The sequence below is a fragment of the Streptomyces sp. NPDC043427 genome, from assembly GCF_056436655.1.
Genome location: NZ_JBWKCC010000003.1, coordinates 19,600 through 39,654, shown reverse-complemented (window position 1 = coordinate 39,654; position 20,055 = coordinate 19,600). Strand labels below are relative to the sequence as shown.

General features: G+C 70.4%; 18 protein-coding genes. 8 read left to right on the top strand and 10 right to left on the bottom strand.

Going from position 1 to position 20,055, the window contains the following annotated elements:
* Positions 1-146 precede the first annotated feature (146 nt).
* Entirely contained in the window at positions 147-1,073 is a 927-nt protein-coding gene (locus AC067M_RS07495; RefSeq protein WP_478696047.1) for a GNAT family N-acetyltransferase, read from the bottom strand.
* Positions 1,074-1,182: 109 nt separating this feature from the next.
* Here AC067M_RS07495 and AC067M_RS07490 point away from each other — a divergent pair, with 109 nt between their 5' ends.
* Complete coding sequence (locus AC067M_RS07490) at positions 1,183-1,635, top strand: flavodoxin family protein (protein WP_478696046.1); 453 nt, start codon at positions 1,183-1,185, stop codon at positions 1,633-1,635.
* Between the two features lie 221 nt (positions 1,636-1,856).
* Here AC067M_RS07490 and AC067M_RS07485 read toward each other — a convergent pair whose 3' ends face one another.
* The 5 genes from AC067M_RS07485 to AC067M_RS07465 form a co-directional block, all read right to left on the bottom strand.
* Positions 1,857-2,585, bottom strand: a complete 729-nt coding sequence (locus AC067M_RS07485) for a TetR/AcrR family transcriptional regulator (protein WP_478696045.1) — start codon at positions 2,583-2,585, stop codon at positions 1,857-1,859.
* A gap of 10 nt (positions 2,586-2,595) precedes the next feature.
* Positions 2,596-3,468 carry a hypothetical protein gene (locus AC067M_RS07480; protein ID WP_478696044.1) on the bottom strand — a complete coding sequence of 291 codons (873 nt, stop codon included), beginning with the start codon at positions 3,466-3,468 and terminating at the stop codon, positions 2,596-2,598.
* The gene (locus AC067M_RS07475; protein ID WP_478696043.1) at positions 3,465-3,896 is read right to left on the bottom strand and encodes a hypothetical protein; all 432 of its coding nucleotides are present in this window, start codon (positions 3,894-3,896) and stop codon (positions 3,465-3,467) included. The genes AC067M_RS07480 and AC067M_RS07475 overlap by 4 nt, the downstream gene beginning before the upstream one ends.
* A 425-nt stretch (positions 3,897-4,321) precedes the next feature.
* Entirely contained in the window at positions 4,322-6,442 is a 2,121-nt protein-coding gene (locus tag AC067M_RS07470) for a glycoside hydrolase (RefSeq protein WP_478696042.1), read from the bottom strand.
* A gap of 561 nt (positions 6,443-7,003) precedes the next feature.
* Positions 7,004-8,551: a sigma-70 family RNA polymerase sigma factor gene (locus AC067M_RS07465; protein ID WP_478696041.1), complete on the bottom strand. Its 1,548-nt coding sequence runs from the start codon at positions 8,549-8,551 to the stop codon at positions 7,004-7,006.
* A gap of 413 nt (positions 8,552-8,964) precedes the next feature.
* On the opposite strand from AC067M_RS07465, the gene AC067M_RS07460 reads away from it, so the two are divergent.
* Complete coding sequence (locus AC067M_RS07460; RefSeq protein ID WP_478696040.1) at positions 8,965-10,302, top strand: aldehyde dehydrogenase family protein; 1,338 nt, start codon at positions 8,965-8,967, stop codon at positions 10,300-10,302.
* 94 nt (positions 10,303-10,396) lie between these two features.
* Positions 10,397-11,308, top strand: a complete 912-nt coding sequence (locus AC067M_RS07455; protein ID WP_478696039.1) for an aldo/keto reductase — start codon at positions 10,397-10,399, stop codon at positions 11,306-11,308.
* On the opposite strand, the gene AC067M_RS07450 is transcribed toward AC067M_RS07455, so the two are convergent.
* A complete protein-coding gene (locus AC067M_RS07450; protein WP_478696038.1) occupies positions 11,305-11,763 on the bottom strand; it encodes a pyridoxamine 5'-phosphate oxidase family protein in 459 nt (152 codons plus the stop codon). The genes AC067M_RS07455 and AC067M_RS07450 overlap by 4 nt on opposite strands.
* Before the next feature lie 198 nt (positions 11,764-11,961).
* Here AC067M_RS07450 and AC067M_RS07445 point away from each other — a divergent pair, with 198 nt between their 5' ends.
* Together AC067M_RS07445 and AC067M_RS07440 are read left to right on the top strand one after the other, a co-directional pair.
* Positions 11,962-12,357, top strand: coding sequence for a VOC family protein (locus AC067M_RS07445; protein ID WP_478696037.1), 396 nt, complete (start codon positions 11,962-11,964; stop codon positions 12,355-12,357).
* A 35-nt stretch (positions 12,358-12,392) separates the two neighbouring features.
* A complete protein-coding gene (locus AC067M_RS07440; RefSeq protein ID WP_478696036.1) occupies positions 12,393-13,490 on the top strand; it encodes an adenosine deaminase in 1,098 nt (365 codons plus the stop codon).
* Here AC067M_RS07440 and AC067M_RS07435 read toward each other — a convergent pair.
* Complete coding sequence (locus tag AC067M_RS07435; RefSeq protein WP_478696035.1) at positions 13,454-13,969, bottom strand: mycothiol transferase; 516 nt, start codon at positions 13,967-13,969, stop codon at positions 13,454-13,456. The two genes, AC067M_RS07440 and AC067M_RS07435, sit on opposite strands and share 37 nt — an antisense overlap.
* 49 nt (positions 13,970-14,018) lie before the next feature.
* Positions 14,019-14,942, bottom strand: a complete 924-nt coding sequence (locus AC067M_RS07430) for a LysR family transcriptional regulator (protein WP_478696034.1) — start codon at positions 14,940-14,942, stop codon at positions 14,019-14,021.
* A gap of 112 nt (positions 14,943-15,054) precedes the next feature.
* Here AC067M_RS07430 and mgrA point away from each other — a divergent pair, with 112 nt between their 5' ends.
* Positions 15,055-16,047: an L-glyceraldehyde 3-phosphate reductase gene (gene mgrA, locus AC067M_RS07425; RefSeq protein ID WP_478696033.1), complete on the top strand. Its 993-nt coding sequence runs from the start codon at positions 15,055-15,057 to the stop codon at positions 16,045-16,047.
* 71 nt (positions 16,048-16,118) lie between these two features.
* On the opposite strand, the gene AC067M_RS07420 is transcribed toward mgrA, so the two are convergent.
* A complete protein-coding gene (locus tag AC067M_RS07420; RefSeq protein WP_478696032.1) occupies positions 16,119-16,406 on the bottom strand; it encodes a DUF1905 domain-containing protein in 288 nt (95 codons plus the stop codon).
* A 316-nt stretch (positions 16,407-16,722) separates the two neighbouring features.
* On the opposite strand from AC067M_RS07420, the gene AC067M_RS07415 reads away from it, so the two are divergent.
* The gene (locus AC067M_RS07415) at positions 16,723-17,133 is read left to right on the top strand and encodes a hypothetical protein (RefSeq protein WP_478696031.1); all 411 of its coding nucleotides are present in this window, start codon (positions 16,723-16,725) and stop codon (positions 17,131-17,133) included.
* A 57-nt stretch (positions 17,134-17,190) separates the two neighbouring features.
* Entirely contained in the window at positions 17,191-19,533 is a 2,343-nt protein-coding gene (locus tag AC067M_RS07410) for an ABC transporter ATP-binding protein/permease (RefSeq protein WP_478696030.1), read from the top strand.
* Positions 19,534-20,055: the final 522 nt, after the last annotated feature.

The window sequence follows — 20,055 nt, the reverse complement described above, 5'->3', positions numbered from 1 at the left end:
ACATGGGGGGGGGGTACAAACAACCCGACATTGGGGGGGGGGTTTTTCGGGGGGGGGGGGTGGGGAGTGTCTTTTTCTTCCCCGCGGGGGGGGGGGCGGGACGTTCGCCACACGCACCAGGGAGCTCGGGGCCCGGTTGCCGTCGATCAGCTGAGCACGGTCTCCCAGGTGTCGACCGCGAAGTGCAGGGTCATCCCGTGCCGTGCGTACAGCTCGGGAGCGCCGGTGGCGTTGGCCGTGTCCACGCCGAGTCCTACGGTGTCGCGCCCCTTCGCGGCGAAGGCCGCGAAGGCGTGCCGCAGCAGGAGTCCGCCGAGGCCCCGGCCCCGGGCCTCGGGCAGGACTCCGATGTTGCGGACCCATCCCATCGCCTCGCGGTCGCCACGGGCCAGCAGGAAGCCGACGTCTCCCAGGTCCTCCGTGCTGACGATCCACACCAGGGACCAGTCGAGCTGCTCGGCCTGGATGTCGTGGAGCCAGGTGCGGTAGTCGCGGGGCTGGAAGTCGAAGTGCTGGGCGAAACTGGCCTGGTGAAGCTCATGGACACGCACCTGGTCCGCCTCGGTCTCGCAGGCCCGTATCCGCACCCCGGCAGGGCACTCGGGCGCGATGTCGTCCGCGGGGTTCACGGGCCGCCGCAGGACGTGGTGCCGCCGCACGACTTTCCAGCCCCGTGCCTCGATCAGGCCGGTGTCGAGCGTCGGTCGCACATTGAGGTGGAGATGCACCACGGCCCGCTCCGCACCGTTCTCCCGGGCCCTTTCCAGAGCCCGGGCTTCCATCGCGTCCAGGACGCGCATGCCGGTCTGCTGGTGGTCGGGCAGCACGTAGTGGTCGATGTCGATGCGTTCGCCCTCCGACTCGTCCCACAGCAGTCCGTAGACCACCAGCCGGTCTCCGTCGAAGGCCAGCCAGGAATCCCGGTCGAGGTCTACCCCGGGATGATTGAGGTCGCCCTCGACCACGTGGAGGTCGGTCTCGGGCCGCCCGATCTCGATCTCGTCGACCGCGTTGAGCAGGTCCGTGATGGCGGGCGCGTCGGAAAGGGCGGCGGGGCGCAGGGGGTTGGACATGGGGTCAGGGTCCGGGGGAGAGCCGACCGCGCGCAACGGATTTTCGAACGGCTCACCCACGGCGGGCGCGGCTTGCGGCCCCGGTGGTGAACGTGCAGGCTGTGGGGCTGTGGCCACCTTGCTGATCGTGCATCACACCCCCTCGCCCAACTGCCAGGCACTGTTCGAGGCCGTCGTCTCCGGAGCGACGGCGCCGGAGATCGAGGGCGTCCGCGTGGTGCGGCGGGCGGCCCTCGCCGCCACGGCGTCCGACGTGCTCGCCGCCGACGGTTTCCTGCTCGGCACCCCGGCCAACCTCGGCTACATGTCCGGCGCCCTCAAGCATTTCTTCGACCAGGTCTACTACCCCTGCCTGGACACCACGCGCGGCCGCCCCTTCGGCTACTACGTCCACGGCGGCAACGACGTCACCGGCGCGGTCCGCGGCATCGACTCCATCACCACGGGCCTGGGCTGGCGCCGCGCAGCCGACCCGGTCACCGTGACCGGCGAACCGGCCAAGACCGACATCGAGGCGTGCTGGGAACTGGGCGCAACGGTGGCGGCCGGGCTGATGGGCTAGGACCCCTCCGGTGGATCATGCCGGAGACGGCCTGACCGTCTGCGGGGCATGGTGAAAAGCTCCCACGGCGACCCCAACGGCTGGCTCACCGCCCTGTACGAGGCACTCGCCGCGAGCGACTGGTACGTCAACGGCGGGCTGCGTTTCGACGACTCCGTCTAGGGTCTTTCGTTTGGATCATGCCGGACCCCGCGAGCCCGGCATGATCCAAACGAGAGGCCCTAGTCGGCGTCCTGTGGTGGGCGGTACTGCGTCCCCAGCCCCAGGTGGGTCACCAGCTCCTGCATCAGCAGCTCGAACATGGGCTCCTGGTCGGTGATGAGGGGGGCGAAGTGGTCGAAGACCTCCAGGGCGACCTGGCCGTACATCGAGCGCCAGCAGGAGAGCATGACGACCAGGGCGCCCAGGGGGATCTCGACGCCCGTGGCGGTGCGGTAGTCGGTGACCTGTTCGCGCAGGCGGGGGTCCAGCTGGTCGTCGCTGAGGACGGGGTAGGGGCGGACCGCCCACAGCCGCATGAACTCCGGGCCCCAGACGCCGGCGAGCTCCCGTACCCACTCGCTGGTCAGGTCGTTCTGCGCGGTGCCCGCGGCCGCGGTGGGCGTGCCGAAGAGGAGACTGAACTCCTGACGGTTCGCCAGGGACCAGCGGCGGAACACCCGCGAGGGCGCGATCAGCCGGGCCGCGAAGTCCGTCTCGTCCTGCGCGTCCATCGCGGCCCGCAGCTTCGCCGCGAGCTCGGCGACGATGTCGTGGGCCGTGTGCCGGACGATGTCCGCGAGGTCGTCGAAATGCCGGTAGAGGGCGGCCGGGGTCACCCCGATCTGGCGCGCGATCTCAGCGAGCGTGAGGGCCTCCACGCCCTGCTGAGTGATCACCTCCCGTGCCACCGCCCTGATGTCCTTGGACATCTGACGGCGCAGGCGTTCGCGGCGGTTCGGGGCAGCCATGGGTTCTCCCTCAGGTGGAAGGAGGGACGACGGTACCGCTCGCCTGGATCTGCAGCGACGGTGAGGAGGCCGTCCGTGAGCCGCTCGGGTCGCCGGCTTGCGTCACCGCCCACGCCTTCGACTGCACCGCATGCCCCTTGAGATCGTCGACCTGGCACTCGGGGAGTGCGGAGCGCCAGCGGCCGCCGGGGGTGATCACGATGCCGGTCCACGGGTCGGACTTCCTGGGGCAGTCCAAGGTTTTCTCGGAGACCACATACTTCACCACAACCGACGCATGCATGGTCTCCTTGCCCCGGTTCTCGATCTCGGCCCCGAAGAACGCCCGTCCGATCCCGTCGACGGCCTGGGCGCAGGCCCTGACCACCACGTCCGCCGAGTCCGTGGTCTGCCAAGCGCTGCAGTACACGCCCTTGGCGGGATAGGGCTCGCTGTACGTCGTCGAGGGCTCGCTCTTCGACGGCGCCGCGCTGGGCCTCTGCGTGGCCGGCTCGGTCGTCCTCGCGGGGGCCGCGACCGGTGGAGCCGCCGGAGGCGTGGGGCTGGGGGAGGGCGACGGTGTGGGCGAGGCCGACGGTGTCGGCGAGGCGGAGGCCGTCGTGCTGGGCCGTGCGTCACGGGTGTTCGCCGTCTCGGACGTCCGGGGCGAGTTGGTGGCGTAGACGGTGAGCGCGGCCGCGAGCGTCATCACGCCGAAGCCGGAGCCGACGAGGGCCGCCCGCATCCTCGTCGACAGCTTCCCCTGGGAGCCCGGAGGAGTATCGGTCTCACCGGCCGGAGAGGGGCGATCGAGGAACACGTTGACGCTCTTCACGTCACCGCCCCCTGTGATGTACTGCGTCCCGCCGTCGTGCGCCGCGTTGTTCTGCGCGTCCCTGCTCACCCGAGGCCCCTGCTTCCCCCGCCGACGTTGATGTCGCCGCGCTGGGTGATGTTCTGGACCCCGCCGGCGTGGGCGATGTTGTTCTGCACCCAGCTCTGCTGAACGCTGGGTCGGCGGGCTGTCAACTCCTCGACGAGGGACCGCAGTTCGTCGGCCGCTGCCGGGTGCTCCTCCAGCAGGAGCTCCAGCTGACCGGTCCACCGCCGTTGCAGACTCCGGCGCGTTGTGTCCCTGTTCTCCTCAGTGACCTGCTCGATGTCGGTCGCGGCGCGGTCGAGGCGCTCCGCCTCGATTCGTTCCAGGGCTGGTTCGCCTCGCCCGAGCAGCCGGGCGAACCTGCCCCGGGCGGAGTGCCAGGCATCGGTTGCCATGGCTCCCACCATCGCCGTACCGCCGGCCGTCGCCAGACCCGACAACGCTTCGGTCAACACCCGTTCCTCCTGCTCGTTCACGACACGTCGGCCACACCGTGGCGTCTCGAGTAACGTTCAGGGGCATCACAAAGTAACGGGCCATTACTAATACTCCAGCCGTAGATCGTGATCTTCATGGCTGATTCGCGGGCTTGCTGGCGATAATGGCTGGTCTGGGCTCGGGCCTGGTGGCGGCGTCGCCAGGCGGACCATCGGAGCCGGTGGGTTGCACGGCGATGGTGCCTTCGTGGAGGGAGACGGAGGCCGGGCGGACGGGGGCCTTCGCCGTCATGAACATCGACCACCGACGGGGCAGGGTCCCCGCTACGGCGCGCGGCCACCGTGCGATCTTCGGGAGTCCACAACACCCCCGTCGATCACGCGGTGGCCGTTCCGTTCCTGCCCGGGTGGATGCGAGATCGCGAAGTCGGGCCGGAGTATCAGCAGGTGGAGTTGGATTGAGTCAGTAGCCCGAGTCGCCAGGGCAGGCTGTTGTAGTCGGCGCTGGAGTTGGGGTCTCTGCCTTGGTACAGGTACTGCATCTTGCACGGGCTGATGGTCAGGGTCTGGTCGTACCCGGCCCGGATCATCTCCCCGTGGCTGATGTCCTTGGTCCACGCGCCCGCGGGGAAGGTGACGTTGCCGGCCCGTGCGAACGGGTTGCTCTCACTGGCTGCCAGCGCGGTCCATGATCCGTCGATGCTGCCCGACGTCCAGGACCGGAAGTAGCGTCGGCCGTCCGACCCGATCGCCTCCACGATCAGCAGGTACTGGTTCTTGCCCTGGACCTTGTAGACGTTGGCGGCCTCGAAGAGGTTGTTGCGGTTGGCGTCCTGCGCGGCGATGACGGTGTTGGTCATCCCGTTGGGGAACTGCGACAGCGTGGTCTGCGACCGGTACAGATGTCCGTTGTCGTCGGAGGAGAACAGGTAGCAGTTCGCCGAGTCGCAGATCACCCACATGTCCACCCAGTACCCGTTGCCGATGTTCTGCGAAATGATCGTCGGCATCGAGGAGTAGAAGCCCTTCGGGGCGCTCCACCCGTTCGGGTTGCTGATATCCGCATTGGTCGAGTACGAGGCGTTACCGCCGGTCTGGTACACCAGATACCAGAGCTTCTGTGGTGCGAAGTAGAACACCTGCGGCGCGGCCCGATACCCGGTGCCGATCGGCGATTGGTCCAGGTAGTACTGGGTGGCTGAACCCGCCTGCGACCAGTCGGTGAAGCTCAGGTACACCATGCTGTACCCGGAAGTGTCGGCCACGCTGGCGAACACGTGGTACCTGCCGTTGTAGTACACCACCGACGGGTCCTTGATCCCGGCGATGTTGTGGCTCGCATCCGACTTCGGCGCGATCAACACCCCGCTGGAACTCCATTGGAACGTCGACGGCAGGGAGCCGGTGGCGGACGGGGAGGGGGACGTGGTGGTCCCGCTGGCCGTTGGGCGGGGTCGTCGGGTCTTTGCGCGCGGTTGATCAGTCGACGACGAGCTCGTCGACGGGCTGGCCGACGGGCTGCTGGACGGGCCGGCGGACGAGCTGGCGCCGGCGCCCAGGGCGCTGATCACGGCGTCGTAGGCCGGCTTCGGGTTGCCGCCGCTGTCGAACAGCAACGGGGTGTCCGCGCTCCGCCACGAGTCGCTGTCGCGGATGCCCCACACGGTGATGCCGGTGCACCGCGACACGTTCAGGCACGCCTTGACGGTGTTGGCGTACGCGGTCGGCGGAGCGGTGGCGATGTCCAGCTCGGTGATCTGCACGTCCACGCCCAGCGCCGCGAAGTTCGACAGCGTGGTGCCGAAGCCGGCCGGCGGCCCGCTGGTGCCGAAGTGGCTCTGGAAACCGACACAGTCGATGGGTACGCCACGGGACTTGAAGTCGCGCACCATCGCGTACACGCCCTGGGTCTTGGCGTCGGTCCAGTTCTCGATGTTGTAGTCGTTGTAGCACAGCTTGGCGGCCGGATCGGCCGCCCGGGCGGTGCGGAACGCCTCCTCGATGAACCCGTCGCCCAGCACGTTCTGGAACACCGAGCTGCGGTGCTGGGTGGATCCGTCGGCGAACGCCTCGTTGACCACGTCCCAGGCGTAGACCTTGTCCTTGAAATGAGTCATCTCGGTGGTGATGTGGTTGTCCATCACGCTGCGCAGCGTGGCCGCGTCGGTGATGCCGCTGACCCAGGCGGGCAACTGGGAGTGCCACACCAGGGTGTGGCCTCGCATCCGCTGACCGTGGGAGGCCGCGTGGCTGACGATCTGGTCGGCCGGACCGAAGTTGAACGCTCCCCTGGAGGGTTCCGTGGCGTCCCACTTCATCTCGTTCTCCGGGGTGATCATGTTGAATTCCCGGTCCAAGATCGCGGAGTACATCGAGTCGCCGAGCTTTCCGGCCGCCACAGCGGTGCCGAAGTACCTGCCCGAGGGGGCCGCCTGCGTACCCAGGGTTGCGGCTCCGGCGGAGTTGGGCAGGAGCGTCACGACACCGGCCACCACCGCCGCGGCCGACAGCCCTATCGTCAATGTCTGGCGACGCCGGCCGAGCCGGTGCAGGCCCTTCATGATTCTCCTCGGGGGTCGCGGGTCACCCTGGGTGCCGTGATCGTGCGCGCATCGGCCGGTACGGCCTGATCCGTCGCGGGTGGGGTGCGGTGCAGGACATGGGGCCGTTCCTGCATACCGGTCGCCCGGGGGTCGTGGGTGTGTCGCGTCATGAGAGCGGCTTTCATCAGGGGATACGTCAACGGGGAGACGGGGAACCTGCCACGCCGGCACCTCATGGTGAGCAGCGGGAAGGGCGCCCCACGAAGTGGAGGCCTCCGCACTCGCGTTCTCGTAACAGAAAAATCGCGCCGTCCGGACGATTGCTCCGTGATGCATCTCGCAGGCACAAAGCGTTGTGCCAAGCCCCGCAGTCTGCTCGTCCCCCCGGAAAGGGCCCATCCTTCAGGCCGGTCACGGCGAGGCAGCCGTCGATGCACGCGGATCGAAGCTGGGTTCGGCGCGGCAATCGGCTCACTGCCGGGTGGAGAACGGCGTTGTGCAGGATCGTGGTGCAGGGCCGTGGTGCGGTATCACCAGCTGTCACTGTGCGCCTCGGTCCACAATGCTCACGGAGCGTTCTCAAGCCCAGGCCCTGCGCATGATGAAGGAAGCCTGGCCGGCGAAGGCCCTCGTGCCGTCGGAGCCATCCAGCCAGATGCCACCGTCGCGGTGGCGGATGACCGATCCGGGATAGTTGTGCGCGTGCAGGGTCACCGACCCGGCGACCGCCCCGGGGCGCGGGCAGAAGGTGGCGTCTTCACGGAACAGTTCGCTGCCGTCGTTGGTGCTCAGCCGTAGCCGCAGGTCACGATGGCGCAGATAGCGGCCGTCGGCGGCGCGGAAGGTGACGCACCGTGTGTCGGCCAGCCCCCGGACAACCGTGAAGGTGACCCGCTGCCGTGTCTGCGCCCTGCTGGACGCGGAGACCCGGCCGAGCGTCGCGAAGTCGCCGGCATACGTGAGGTACAGGGCGGGCTCGTCCACGGACTCCAGCGACTGTGCGCCCAGCGGAACAGTGCCTGCGTCGGCGGACGGACTCACCGGGGACGGTCCGGCCGACGCGGCGGTGTGCGACGGGATCGGCGTGGGAGGCCCGACCTTGGGAGCGGCGACGACGGCGGGCGCCCGATGCGCCGGTTCGGGCCAGGTCGCGTAGGTGGCGGTCCCGGCGATGACCACCGCGCCGGTGGCGAGGCCCACCAGCGGATGAGCGGTCACTGCGTAGAGTTTGCCGAACAGCGAGCTGTGCAGACTGCCTCCCCCCGCCGCCGATGCCGTGCCGACGGCGACGTGTGCCGTGGCCAGCCCGGCGGCGCTCGCGGCCGTACCCGACAGCAGGCCCTTGGCGACCAGCGTGGCCATGAGCCCGGCCGGGACGGCCAGCGGCGCGAGGCTGAGGAGCAGTAGTTCGGCCGGAACCCGTTCCGTCGTCGTCGCCATGCAGACAGGGCAGTCGCGGGTGTGCCGCGCGATCCGCTTGCGCCACACCGATGTACGGAGACCGTCCCAGCCGACGACGGTCTCGTCCAACTGCGAACAGCGCGGGTCGGCCTCCAGCGCGGCGACGATCGTCCGGCTCAGTTCCAACTGCTCGCGCATGCGTTGCAGGCGTACTCCGACGTGGGCGACCGTGAGCCCCGTCGCGGCGGCGATGTCTTCACGGCTCAGCGAGCCGGCGCGTTCCTGCCACCACAGCGACAGCAGCACCCGATGGTCCGGGTCGAGCCACCGGCCGGCTTCGACAACCTGACGGCGCTCGTCCGACACATGCAGACGCAGGATCGTCATGTCCTCAGATTCGACACCGGCGTCCGGTATCTGGCGTGCCTCGTCGATGACCGTGGTCCGGCCGCTGAAGGCGCGTTGCCGGTGCCAGTGGGTGCTGATCTGGCGGAGCGTGATCGACACCAGCCAGGACCGGAAGCTCTCCGGGGTACGCAGGGCAGGCAGGTCGCGCACCACGCGCAGCAGGGTTTCCTGGACGACGTCGTCGACGTCGGCATGTCCGCTCAGCGCTCGCCCGACGATGTTGTAGAGCAACGGCAGGTACGCGGCGATCAGCTCCTCGCGCGCCCGATCGTCACCGGCCTGCGCCGCGACAACCAGCCCCGCGTGGTCCGCGTCCATGAGCCTCATTCCCACCTCCCGCAGGGGAGCGATCCGCCGAGTACGGCGCACCTTAGCGTCGGCAAACGTATGCGGCCAGAGCCAGTGCCGCGGGTCACTGGACCGGCCCGCGCCGACTTGGAGAGCCCGGTACCGCGCGTCGTGGGCTTGTCGGCGGTGTTCCAGGGCCGACTCCCACAGATCATCCGGGCTGCGTCCGGGTGGCCGCCAGCCAACGCGTGGACGGCCCGTTCAAGACTGACGATCTGGGCCTCTCCGCTCGGCGGGCGCGAGGACCCCACCCAGCAGGGGCTCTTCGACGCCCTGGTACGAGCTGCCGGCGGGTGATCCGGCCCTCACTGTGGGTAGTTCCTCACGAGCTTGGGAATGTGCTTCGGTCCATGAAAGGTTGGCATATACATCTAGCCGACCAGATGAACCGAGGCACCGTGACCACCGCACCCCCCGAGACACCTGCCGACACCGTCGCCCGGCTGCGCGCCACCTTCCGCACCGGCCGTACCAAGCCCGTCGAGTGGCGCACCGCCCAGCTGCGCCGCCTGCGCGAGATGCTCACGGAGAACGGCCCCGACCTCGCCGCCGCGCTCCACGCCGACCTCGGCAAGAGCTCCACCGAGGCCTACCGCACCGAGATCGACTTCACGGTCCGCGAGATCGACCACACCCTCGACCACCTCGCCGACTGGCTGCGCCCCGAGCCCGCTCCGGTCCCGGCCCACGTCGGCGCGGACGCGCGCGCCTGGACCCAGTACGACCCCCTCGGCGTCGTCCTCGTGATCGCACCCTGGAACTACCCGGCCCAGCTGCTCCTCGCCCCCGTGGTCGGAGCCCTCGCCGCGGGCAACGCCGTCGTCGCCAAGCCCAGCGAGCTGGCGCCCGCCACCTCCGCCGCCCTGGCCCGACTGGTGCCCGCGTACCTCGACACCGACGCGGTCGCCGTCGTCGAGGGCGGCGTCCCGGAGACCACCGCCCTGCTGGCCGAGCGCTTCGACCACGTCTTCTACACCGGCAACGGCACCGTCGGCCGTATCGTCATGCGCGCCGCTGCCGAACACCTCACCCCGGTCACCCTCGAACTCGGCGGCAAGTCACCGGTGTTCGTCGACCGCGACACCGACCTCGACGTGGTCGCCGACCGGCTGGCGCGCGGCAAGTTCCTCAACGCCGGCCAGACCTGTGTCGCCCCCGACTACGTCCTGACCGACCCGGAGACCGCCGCCACCCTCGAAGGCGCCCTCGCCCGAGCCGTCGAGGCGGTCTACGGCACCGACCCGCAGGCCTCCGGCGAATACGGCCGCATCGTCAACGAACGGCACTTCGACCGGCTGGCCGGCCTGCTCGACTCGGGCCGTGTCGTCGTGGGCGGTGGCAGCGACCGTACGGACAAGTACATCGCGCCGACCGTCCTCGCCGACGTCGACCCCACGTCGCCCGTCATGCGGGAGGAGATCTTCGGCCCGATCCTGCCGATCGTGACCGTCGACGGCCTGGACGAGGCCATCGCCTTCGTCAACGACCGCGACAAGCCCCTCGCGCTGTACGTCTTCTCCGAGTCCGAGGACACCCGAGGCCGCATCGCCGCGGAGACCTCCTCCGGCGGCATCGGCCACGGCCTGCCGCTCGCCCATCTCACCGTCTCCGACCTGCCGTTCGGCGGGGTGGGGGAGAGCGGCATGGGCAACTACCACGGCCGGTACTCCATCGAGACGTTCAGCCACCGCAAGGCGGTGCTGGAGAAGCCGCTGAGCTGACGCGGGTGACGTCATCGGGCTGGGCCGGCGCTGACGCGCCATGGGTCCGCAAAGTCCTCGGCCCGCGGGTCGGGGGTTGTGCGAGACTCCGCCGATGACCTCGGAGACGATCACCGCGGACGCCGCGGGCACCTGGAAAATCGGCGACCACACCGTCGGCCGTGTCGGCTTCGGCGCGATGCGGCTGACGGGCAGCGCGGCCTTCCACCTCGGGACGCCGAGCGACCGCGACCGTTCGATCGCCGTCCTGCGCAGGGCGGTCGACCTGGGCGTCAACCACATCGACACGGCCGCCTTCTACTTCTCCTCGCTGCGCTCCGCCAACGAACTCATCAACAGCGCGCTGGCGCCGTACGGCGACGACCTGCTCATCGCCACGAAGGTCGGCCCCTACCGCGACTACGCGGGGGAGTGGGGCGCCGCGGCCCGCCCCGAGGACCTGCGCGGCCATGTCGAGGAGAACCTGCGCCAGCTCGGCCGCGACCATCTCGACCTCGTCTATCTGCGCCGCATGCGCCAGGACTCGATCGCCGAGCACTTCGGCGCGCTCGCCGAACTGCGCGCGGCGGGCCTGGTCCGCCATCTCGGCATCTCCGACGTGGAGCCCCGTCATCTCGCTCAGGCGCAGGCCATCGCGCCCGTGGTGAGCGTGCAGAACCGGTACGGGCTCGGCCACCATGCCCCCGCGACCGACGAAGTCCTGCGGATCTGCGGCGAACAGGGCATCGCCTTCGTACCGTTCTTCGCCATCGCGGGCGACGGCGGCGCACGCGGCCCGGCCGCCACCCACGACGAGGAGATCCGTGCCGTCGCGGCCGCCCATGGCGCCACACCCGCCCAGATCCGCCTCGCGTGGACCCTCGCCCAGGGCCCCCACGTCCTCGCCATCCCCGGCACCGGCAACGCCGACCACCTCGTCCAGAACGTGGCCGCGGGAGCGCTGCGGCTGACGGACGAGGAGTTGGAAAGGCTCAACGGGCTGGGTGAAGCCTGCGAGGGAAGTTAGACGATCCACACCCCGTCCCGCATGAGGTGCCGCTTCGGCAGTTCGTGTGCCTCGCACCACGCCTGCACCGTGCGCGGCCGGACCCGGTAGTAGTCATAGGGCGCGCTGTCCTCCCGGGGATCCCAGCCGGTCTTCGTGAGGAACGCGTCGGCCGCGTCCGGCGGCACCTCCCGCGCGGTGAACGTCTCCACGTCGCCGTCGATCAGTACGACGTCCCGTGTGTCCCCGAACGCGAGCCGGACCCGCCCGCCGTCCCGGAGATTTCGACCGGTGGGATTCGTCGGCCGGGTCGCCAGCCACAAGGACTCGTCGTGCCAGACGAACCACAGGGCGACGAGACACGGCAGCCCGCCCGGGCCCGCCGAGGCCACCCAGATGTCGATCTCACGCTCCAGACGGCTCAGAACGTCCCGCTTGCGCTGCTCACGACCGCGGGACGGCTTGGTGATCTCCATGCCGGGACGCTAACCGGAGCCCCGACAGCCCCGCCTCGGGCCGAAGTCGCACCTCACCTCCGCCCGCAGCCCTACGCCCGGAAAACCCGCAGCCCTGCGGCTGGAAGGCCCGCAGCCCTACGCCCGGAAGAAGCGACTGGCGCGCCTGAAGTTTTACGTATAACCTCTCCCGTCAATCACCCCTCCCGGAAGGCTCCGATGAGACGTATCGCCCTGGTCACCCTCGTCGTCGACGACTACGACGAGGCGATCCGCTTCTACACCGAAGCCCTCGGATTCGGCCTCGTCGAGGACACGCCCCGCCCCGACGGCTCCCGCTGGGTCGTCGTACGGCCGGACACCCGGGAAGGCGGCACCGACCTGCTCCTCGCCCGTGCCAAGGGGGACGCCCAGCGCGGCCGGGTCGGTGACCAGACCGGCGGACGGGTGGGATTCTTCCTGCACACCGACGACTTCGCCCGTGACCACGCCCGCATGCTCGCGGCGGGCGTGACCTTCCTGGAGGAGCCGCGCCACGAGCCCTACGGCTCCGTCGCCGTCTTCCAGGACCTGTACGGAAACCGCTGGGACCTGCTCCAGCCCGCCACCGACTGATCTCCACAGCACCACCAGCCAAGGAAAAGAAGCACATGACCGCGCCCCGCATCGACACCGACACCCTCCGCCGGCTCCCCAAGGCCGTCCTGCACGACCACCTCGACGGCGGCCTGCGCCCCGCCACCGTCGTCGAACTCGCGGACGCGGTAGGCCACACCCTGCCCACCACCGACCCCGAGGAGCTCGCCGCCTGGTACTTCGAGGCCGCGAACTCCGGCGACCTGGTCCGCTACATCGCCACCTTCGAGCACACCCTCGCCGTCATGCAGAGCCGCGAGGGCCTGCTGCGCACCGCCGAGGAGTACGTCCTCGACCTCGCCGCCGACGGAGTCGTCTACGGCGAGGTGCGCTACGCCCCCGAGCTGATGCTGCAGGGCGGGCTGGCCCTGCCCGAGGTCGTCGAGGCGGTGCAGGAGGGCCTCGCGGCCGGAATGGCGAAGGCGGCCGCGGCGGGCACGCCGGTCCGTGTCGGCACCCTGCTGTGCGGGATGCGGATGTTCGACCGCACCAAGGAGACCGCCGACCTGGCCGTCGCCTACCGTGACGCGGGCGTCGTCGGCTTCGACATCGCCGGCGCCGAGGACGGCTTCCCGCCCGCCGACCACCTCGCCGCCTTCGAGCACCTGCGCCGCGAGAACGTCCCGTTCACCATCCACGCCGGCGAGGCGCACGGCCTGCCCAGCATCCACCAGGCCCTGCAGGTGTGCGGCGCCCAGCGCATAGGCCACGGCGTCCGCATCACGGACGACATCCCCAACCTCGCGGAGGGCAAGCTCGGCCGGCTGGCGGGCTGGGTGCGCGACCGCCGGATCGCCCTGGAGATGTGCCCGACGTCCAATCTCCAGACCGGTGCGGCCACCTCGATCGCCGAGCACCCGATCACTGCGCTGAAGGACCTCGGCTTCCGCGTCACCCTCAACACCGACAACCGGCTGGTGTCGGGCACGACGATGACCCGCGAGATGTCCCTGCTGGTCGAGCAGGCGGGCTGGACGGTCGAGGACCTGCGCACGGTCACGGTCAACGCCCTCAAGAGCGCGTTCATCCCGTTCGACGAGCGCAGGGCCCTCATCGAGGACGTCGTCCTGCCGGGTTACGCGGCCGCGCTCTGCAGCAGCCCCCGGACGTAGGCCGCCTGTCCGACGTGCTGCAGATCGTCGGACAGGACGCTGACCAGCCGTACGCCCAGGGTGACCGGTGGATCCCAGCGCTCGTCCACGACGCGCTCCAGGTCCGCCGCGCTCAGCCCCCGCAGCGCCTTCAGCGTCTGCTCGTGCACGGCGTCGTAGTAGCCGGTCAGCAGGTCGCCGGAGTCCACCCGCACCTTGGCGACCTTCGCCGGGGTGTGGCCGTACCCGGTGTCGTGGCGCGGCAGACCGAGACCGAATCGCTTCTCCCAGTCCTGCGACAGCCACACCTGGTCGAGGTCGAAGGCGTCCGCGACGTGGTCGTCCTGCACCCGGGTGAGGTGCCAGACCAGCCACGCGATCGAGTTGGCGTCATCGGAGGGGCGGGCGCTGAGGTCGTCGGGTCCGAGGCCCTCGACGGCGGCGTGGACTTCTTCCCGGATGCGGCTGTGACCGTCGATGAGGATGTCCTTTGCATGCATACGTCCACCATCGCGCATCGCACCGACTCACGCGTAGGGGCACGCTCTTTCATCCCGGATTCAGTGCTTGATCCGGGTCCTGGGGTGTCGCCGGACCCCCCGTCTCCAGCAGGGCCATCAGCGCCCGCGCCGCCGGGCTGGTGGCCTGCGCGGGTGGGAGGAGGGCGACGGTCTCGTACAGGGTCTCGCCGGTGCCCTTCACCGGCAGGGCGGTGAGGGACGCGCGCTTGTGCCGGAAGTGCCGGGGCACGACGGCGATGCCCAGGCCCTCGTCCACCAGGTCGAGGAGGCTGTGCACGTCGTTCACCTCCAGCGCCACGGTCCGCCGCACGCGCGCCGTGGCGAACGCGGCGTCGGTGGTGCGGCGCGGCCCCCAGTCCGGGTGGAAGTCGACGAACACCTCACCGCCCAGGTCCTCCGGAGTGACGGCCACGCCGGCGGCGGCGAGCCGGTGGCTGGGATGGCACAGGACCGTCATCGGTTCGCTGGTCACCGGCACGGACCTGAGCTGATCGGTGTCCTCCTGCGTCCGGACCACGAACGCCAGGTCCAGCCGCCCGGCCGCGACCTCCTCCGCCAGCGCCCCTGAGCCCGCCTGGCGCAGGCAGATCTCCACATCCGGGTGCTGCCGCCGGAACGCGGCCAACAGCCCGGCCACATTCACCCCGGCGATGCACTGCTCGGAGCCGAGCGCCAGCATGCCGCGCAGCACGCCCTGCACCGCGGCCACCGCCTCATGCGCCGCCCGCACCTGCGCCAGGATCCGCTCCGCCTCGCCCAACAGCGCCCGGCCGGCCGGGGTGAGCGTCACGCGGCGGGTCGTGCGCACGAACAGCGGCGTCTGAAGCTCCCGCTCCAGTGCGCGGATCGAGGCCGACAGTCCCGACTGGGACACCAGCAGCCGCTCGGCCGCCCGGGTGAAGTGCTGATCCTCGGCGACCGCGACGAAGTGCTGGAGATGGCGCAGTTCCATGACTGAGAAGCGTATCCGCTGAATCCCATCGGATTCTTCTGTTGGACCACTGGCCGCAGGTCGCGAAAGAGTGGGGCTCGGATTACCTCGTGCCAACCCCTCAGGAGTCGCGTTGTACACCGCACACCCCGACCGCTACGCCGAGATGCCCTACCGGCGCACCGGACGCAGCGGCCTGAAGCTCCCCGCGCTGTCGCTCGGCCTGTGGCACAACTTCGGCCCCGACCGCCCGGTCGCCACGCAGCGCGCCATCCTGCGCCGCGCCTTCGACCTCGGCGTCACCCACTTCGACCTGGCCAACAACTACGGCCCCCCGCCCGGCGCCGCCGAGTCCGCCTTCGGCGAGGCGCTCAAGGCGGACTTCACGTCGTACCGCGACGAGCTGATCATCTCCACCAAGGCCGGCTACCTGATGTGGCCCGGCCCGTACGGCGAGTGGGGTTCGCGCAAGTACCTGCTGTCCTCGCTGGACCAGAGCCTCACGCGGATGGGCCTGGACTACGTCGACATCTTCTACTCGCACCGCCCCGACCCGGAGACTCCCCTGGAGGAGACGATGGGTGCCCTGCACTCGGCGGTCCAGCAGGGCAAGGCGCTGTACGTCGGCATCTCCAACTACTCCGCGGAGCAGACCCGCGAGGCCGCCCGCATCCTGGGCGAGCTCGGCACCCCGCTCCTCATCCACCAGCCGCGCTACTCGATGCTCGACCGGCGCCCCGAGGACGGGGGCCTGCTGGACGCGCTGGACGAGCTCCAGGTCGGTTCCATCGTCTTCTCCCCGCTGGAGCAGGGGATGCTCACCGCGCGCTACCTCGACGGCATCCCGGAGGACTCGCGGGCCGCGAGCGACAGCCCGTTCCTGAACTCCGACGCGCTCACCGAGGAACTGGTGGGCACGCTGCGCACCCTGAACGAGATCGCCGAGGCGCGCGGCCAGACCCTGGCCCAGATGGCCCTGGCCTGGGTCCTGCGCGGCGGCCGGGTCACCTCCGCCCTCGTCGGCGCGAGCAGCCCGCAGCAGATCGAGGACAGCGTCGGCGCGATCCAGAACCTCGACTTCGACGCGGACGAGCTGGCCCGCATCGACGCGGTGATCAAGCGGTAGGACACGCACCCACGAAGGGTTCCGGAGGCGGGCGCACCGTCTCCGGGACCCTTTTTCCATGAGCCGAATGTCTATGAGCCGAGCCGCTCCTGAAGGCGCACGGTCACCGTGTCGCCCTCCTCCTTGCCGATCGCCTCGCGGACGTCGGCCTTCACCGGCAGCTTGTGCGTCCCGTCGCCCAGGGCCATGAAGGAGCTGCGGAACGGATGCCCGTCGATCGTGCCGCGGACCTTGACCAGACCGCGGGTCCCGAAGAACTCCACGGACTCGGGCCAGACGAGATAGATCCAGCCGCCCTTGTTCGGACTCCTGCGCAGGACGGCGGTGAATTCCGCGTCCACCTTCCCGGTCATACCCATGACGTCCTCCGCTCGTGTTCCCACTCCGGTTTCCTCTCGGGTCCTCACTGCATGGACCCCCGCGCGCGGCGGAACTCATCGCTCCCGGCATTCGTCACACCGCGTGATCAACGGCCCGCCCCGGGGGCCTGCCCGCCGGGTCCGTCACGATCCGGCCAAGGGATCCGCTGAATATGCCAACAGACTGGCCAAAAAGTCATGGTGACACTGTGTCAGGAGTGGCGATACTCCAAGTAGGGACTGTTGAAAGCCAGACGAGCCGTACGGAAAGCGAGGCCGCACCGGCAAAGCGATCGACGTTTCGGGGGAGTGGGGCGTGCACGACGAATTCCTGTGCCATGTCACGGCGTACGGCATCTGCGGCGGCCGACGGATCGGCGTTCCGCTGGGCACCTACCGGGCGCCCACCCTGGCGCTGGCCCTGTGGTGGCTGCGCGACCGGGCCTCCTGGATGGCCGAGCGGCTCGATCCGCGGCCGGACAGCGGGCACTTCCCGCCCGGCGCGCTCGTCCCGGTCGTCGGCACCGTGCCCGACGTACCCGCCCTGCTGCGTGCCTGGTGTGCCGACATCGACCGACAGGAACTGGTCGCCGACGAACTGGCCGCCGGACGCCTGGTGCGGATCGCCGTCAGTGACGAGACCACCGAGTACGAACTGCTCGCCGAGTCCGTCGACGCGCTGCGCATGCAGCGGGTGATCCCGGCGCTGGTCGTGCCCGTCGCCTGACCTCGGACGGCGCCTCTCGGACAGGCGCACATGTGAGCGGATCGCTAGAATCCTGGCATGGCGGAGCGGCCTGTCGCCTCGACTGCGCCCGAACTCGTGCTGGCGACCGAGACGGGCTCCGTGGTGATGATCCCGAGCCACGCCTACCACGTCGGCCGCGACCCGCTCAGCGACATCGTCCTCGACGACTCCCGCGTCTCCTGGCACCACGCGGTCCTCAAGCCCGACGGCGACCACTGGACGCTCCAGGACGAGCAGAGCACCAACGGTACCTACGCCGACGGCCGCCGCGTCCACGAGTGGGGCGTGGGCCCCGGCAGCGTGCTCCGCTTCGGCAGCCCCTCCGACGGCCCGTGCGCCGTCCTGGCCTGCCGGCCGCCGCCGGCACCGGAACGACTGTCCGCGGTCTCGAACCCCGTCCTGACGGGCACGTACCGGCAGCCCACCGCCGTACGGCCGCTGCCCACCCGCGGCGTCCGCATCGGGCGCGAACCCGACAACGACCTCGTCCTCCACGACCTGGCCGTCTCCCGCCGCCACGCCGAGCTGCACACCCTGCCGGACGGCACCTACGAGATCGTCGACCTCGGCAGCCACAACGGCACCTACCTCAACGGACAACGCGTCGAGGACCGGGCACGGCTGGACCCCGGGGACATCGTCGGCATCGGCCACTCGGCGTTCTGCCTGGTGGGCGACGAGCTCCAGGAGTACGTCGACACCGGTGAGGTCTCCCTCGACGTACAGGACCTCACCGTCACCGTCGACCACGGCCGCAGGGCGCTGCTGGACCACGTGTCGTTCCCGGTGGGGGAGAAGTGCCTGCTCGCGGTGGTCGGCCCGAGCGGCGCCGGGAAGTCCACCCTCCTCAACGCCCTGACCGGCCAGCGCCCCGCCGACCACGGCACCGTCCTGTACGACGGCCGCGACCTCTACCGCGACTACGCCGAACTGCGCCAGCGCATCGGCCTGGTCCCGCAGGACGACATCCTGCACGCCCAGCTGACCGTGCGCGGCGCCCTCTCGTACGCAGCCGAACTGCGCTTCCCGCAGGACACCGCCAAGGCCGAGCGCCGGGAACGGGTCGACGAGGTCGTCCGCGAACTCGGCCTCGAACAGCGCGCCCGGCAGCCCGTGCACAGCCTCTCCGGCGGTCAGCGCAAGCGGGTCAGCGTCGCCCTGGAACTGCTGACCAAACCCTCACTGCTCTTCCTCGACGAGCCGACCTCCGGGCTCGACCCCGGCATGGACCGCTCGGTGATGCACATGCTGCGCGGACTCGCCGACGACGGCCGCACCGTCATCGTCGTCACCCACAGCGTCCTCAGCCTGGACGTCTGCGACCGGCTCCTCGTGCTCGCCCCCGGAGGCAGGATCGCCTACTACGGCCCGCCGGAGAAGGCCCTGGCGTTCTTCGGCTTCTCCCAGTGGCCGGAGGCCTTCGAGGCGTTCGAACGGGACACCGAACGGGACTGGGCGCAGGAGTACCGCACCTCCGGCTTCCACCGCCGGTACGTGGCCGACGCGACCGCGCAACCCAGCCTGCCCCGCTCCGGGCCGGTCATCATGACCCCGCCGCCCCGGCCCCGCAGCCGCGGCGCCCAACTCGGCACCCTGGCCCGCCGCTACACCGCAGCGCTCGGCGCGGATCGCACCTTCCTGGTCATCATGGTCGCGCTGCCCTTCGTGATGGGGGCGATGGCCCGCGCCCTGGCCGGCGGCGCGCTCACCCGCGACTCCGCGATGAACGCGCTGCTGATCCTGTGCGTCGGCGGAGTCCTCACCGGCGCGGCCAACGCCGTGCGCGAACTCGTCAAGGAGCGCGTGATCTACCAGCGGGAGAGGGCCGTCGGCCTGTCCCGATCGGCGTACCTGATGTCCAAGGCGGTGGTGCTCGGCACGATCACGGTCCTGCAGGCCGTGGTGCTGACCCTGGTCGCCCTCTACGGGGTCGACCTCAACGCGCCCGGCGGGGACGGCGTGTTGCTGCCACCGCTCGTCGAGATCACCGTGGCCGTCGCCCTGCTGGCCTTCACGGCGATGATGCTGGGCCTGCTGGTCTCCGCGCTGGTGCGCAAGGAAGAGGTGACGATGCCGCTGCTGGTGCTGCTCGCCATCGTCCAGGTGGTCTTCTGCGGCGCGCTGCTGACACTGGACGGCGTGCCCGGCCTGGAGCAGCTGGCGTGGCTGGTGCCCTCACGGTGGGCGCTCGGCGCGATGGCCGGGACCCTCGACCTGGCCCGGATCGTGCCCGGCGACCTCACCGGCGACCCGCTCTTCCGGCACTCGACCGGGGTGTGGCTGCTCGACATCGCGATGCTCGTCGTCCTGTCGGCCCTCTTCGGCTACCTGGTGTCCCGGCTGCTGCGCCGGCACGAACCTGTCGTGGTGCGGAAGTAGGAAGAAGCGGAAGCAGGGAGCGGGGAGCAGGAAGCAGGCGGTGCGATGACGATTCCGGTGATTCCCGAGGGACGGCGATGACGACCCCCCGTTTCCGGCCCACGCACGTCGTCCCGGGGCCGGGCATGCCCGCACGGGAGGCCCCCGACCCCGCCCGGCCCGCCGTGCCGCTCGACCCGCTGCTGCCGGTGCGGCTGCTGGAGCGGCGCGGCGACTGGGGCACATCCTGTGCGCCAACAGTGGGTCCGCCTGGGTCGACGGCCGCTTCCTGGTCGCCGTACCCCAGGACCCGCCCGTCTCCGACGGCCTCCTCGCGGACACGGCCGACCCGCGCCCCCTGCTCGCCGGCGCCGAACAGGCCCTGCGGGACTACGCGCGGCCGTCGAGGCCCTCGCCAAGAGACGACCGCCACGACTCCTGCCTCGCCTTCGTCGCGGGGGGGGGGGGGGGGGGGGGGGGGGGGGGGGGGGGGGGGGGGGGGGGGGGGAAGGGGGGGGGGGGAGGGGGGGGGAAGGGGGGGGT